This window comes from Bradyrhizobium oropedii, assembly GCF_020889685.1.
In the GTDB taxonomy this organism is placed as follows: Bacteria; Pseudomonadota; Alphaproteobacteria; order Rhizobiales; family Xanthobacteraceae; genus Bradyrhizobium; species Bradyrhizobium oropedii.
The window spans coordinates 1-2315 of the sequence record NZ_JACMYO010000381.1; the positions used below are offsets into that span (position 1 = coordinate 1).

Sequence of the window (2315 nt, forward strand, 5' to 3'; positions counted from 1 at the left end):
GGCGGTCGGCGGGGCGGGCTCCGCGGGCTTGATCTCGACCGGCTTCACCTCGACCGGCTCAACCAACTTGGCTGCCTCCGGCGGCTTGGGCGCCTCCGGCTCGCTAGCCGCTTCCTTCGGCGGCTCGACCCGCCGCGGCGCCAGCATCGCCTCCTCGAAGGGCGAGGGCTCGATCGCGTTGCCCTTGTCGGACGGCAGCGCCGCCACCGGCGTCTGCCACTGGAAGGCATCGAGCCGGCCGGTAACCGGCGAAACCGGGCGCCAGCGGTCGGAGACATAGCCGTCCGCGGTCCAGACCGGATCGTGCAGCGCGCGCACCGCGCGCAGGGTCCAGGCTCGCGCCCGGCCGCTGTCGCCATGCTCGGTGCGCTCGATCTCCGCCATCAACAGCGCGACCCGTTGCGTCGGCGCTGCCGTGAACGGCTCCAGCGCCGCGCGCGCTTGGCGAATTCGGCCGCGTCGATCGCGGCACGCGCGATCGCCAGCGCGCCTTCGATGTGGCCGGGTGTCTTGGCCGCCAGCGTCTCGACTCGCACCAGCCGCTGGCGCGCGGCATCGCCGAGCCGCACATGCGAATAGGCGTCGGCGAGATCGGGATGCGGCTGCGCCAGCCACGCGGTCTCGACGATACGCATCGCGCGGCGCACCTGATGCGCTTCGCTTTCGAATTTGGCGGCGAGCACGGCAGCCGGGATCAGCGTCGGCGCCAGCTTGAGCGCCTCCATCGCGCTGGAGCGCGACAGGTCGCGATCGACGGTCTCGAACTCCAGCGCACGCGCCGTCAGCAGCACGCCGCGCTGTCGCCGATAGGTCGCCTTGTCGATCAGTCCGGCGCTCTGGTTGTTGTCGATGATCGACAACGCACCGGCCCAATCGCCCTTGGCGCAGCAGAAGCCGAGCACCGCATGCGACGCCCATGACGACGACGGCGACATTTTCAGCGCTTCCTCGGCGATCATCACCGCCGCCACCGGATCGTCGGCACGCTGCGCCTCGATGAAGAGACCGCGCAGGCCGAGCAGCCGCGTGTCGGCGCGCTCGGCCATGGCGCGGAAGGCGCGCTGCGCGCCGTCGCGATCGCCATCGAGCTGCGCCGATTGCGCGTGCAGCAGCAGCGCCAGCGGATCGCCTCCAGCATGGCGCCGCGCCACTTCGGCATGCGCGCGGGCGCCTGCGGAATCGCCGTGCCCGATCGCAAGCAGGCCTTGCGTGATGGCGTGACGGCCGCGCGCATGGCGCCGCTCGCGCCTGCCGCGGCGGATGTGGCCCGGGATCTTCCACAACCCGCGCAGGATCACGCCCGCGACCATCGCAATGACGATGACGAGTCCGAGCAGGTAAATCGGCTGCTTCGACGTCAGCCGCAAGCCGCCCCAATTCAGGACGAGATCGCCAGGCTGATCGGCCAACCAGGCCGCACCCGCTGCAGCGAGCGCGATCAGCAGCAGGAACAGAATGATCCGGATCATCAAGAACCTATTGCAAGAGTCTATTGATTGACGGTGGCGAGCGCCGCCATGGCGTTGTCGGCAAATTTACGCGACGCGTCGAGCGCGGCGCGGCGCGCGTCCACCTTGGCGAGCCAGGCTTGCGCGGCGGTGCGATCCGCCGGCGGCAGCGACTTCAGTTCGCGCTCGGTCAATGCGAGATCATTATGCGCGGCGGCCGATGTCACGCGCGCGACGATGCTGCTGCGATCGGTCCCGGTGCCATCGGACCGCTCGATGCGGATCAGCTTGGAGGCACCGGCCTGCAAACGATCGACCAGCCCGGCGCTGGCCGCCGCGGCTTCCGGCGGCGGCGGCGCGAGTTGCGGTACGATCTCGATCAACTCGCGGCACAGTGCGTTCGGGCTCGGTACGCCTGACGTCGCAAACGTCTCGAGCGGCTTCAACACCGCGGCATCGTCCGAGAGCGCCTTCGCGGCCTCGAGCGCGGTGGCATAGGGATCGCCATGGCGAACCGCGCCATCGAGCAGCGATGCCGCAACGACGCGGCGCAACGGCACGTCGTCCGCCTTCGCTTCGGCCTTGGTGTCGGCGATCTTGCTGTCCTGCCTGGCGATCGCGGCGCCCTGCGCCTTCACCGCACCCTCGACCTTGTCGATGCGCGCGGTGATGCCGGAGATGTCAGGCGCAGCCGCGCCATCGCGCGGCGCGGCCTTCGCGTCATTGACGGCAGCGGCAAGCTTGTCGGATTGCGCCCGTGTTGCTGCGAGCTCGGTGCGGAGCGCAGCGATCGATTTGTCGAGCGCCTCCAGCCGCGCCGTTGCCGCGGGATCGGCGGCCGCCGCGACCGGCCTGCCGACTTTCGAC

1 protein-coding gene and 1 pseudogene are annotated in these 2315 nt (G+C 70.3%); both read right to left on the reverse strand.

What is annotated here, in order from left to right:
- Positions 1 to 1469: pseudogene (locus tag H8A95_RS42605) on the reverse strand (heme biosynthesis HemY N-terminal domain-containing protein); the annotation flags it as partial.
- A gap of 20 nt (positions 1470 to 1489) precedes the next feature.
- Positions 1490 to 2315: COG4223 family protein (locus H8A95_RS42610; RefSeq protein WP_229188395.1), on the reverse strand; the 826-nt coding region annotated here is incomplete at its 5' end.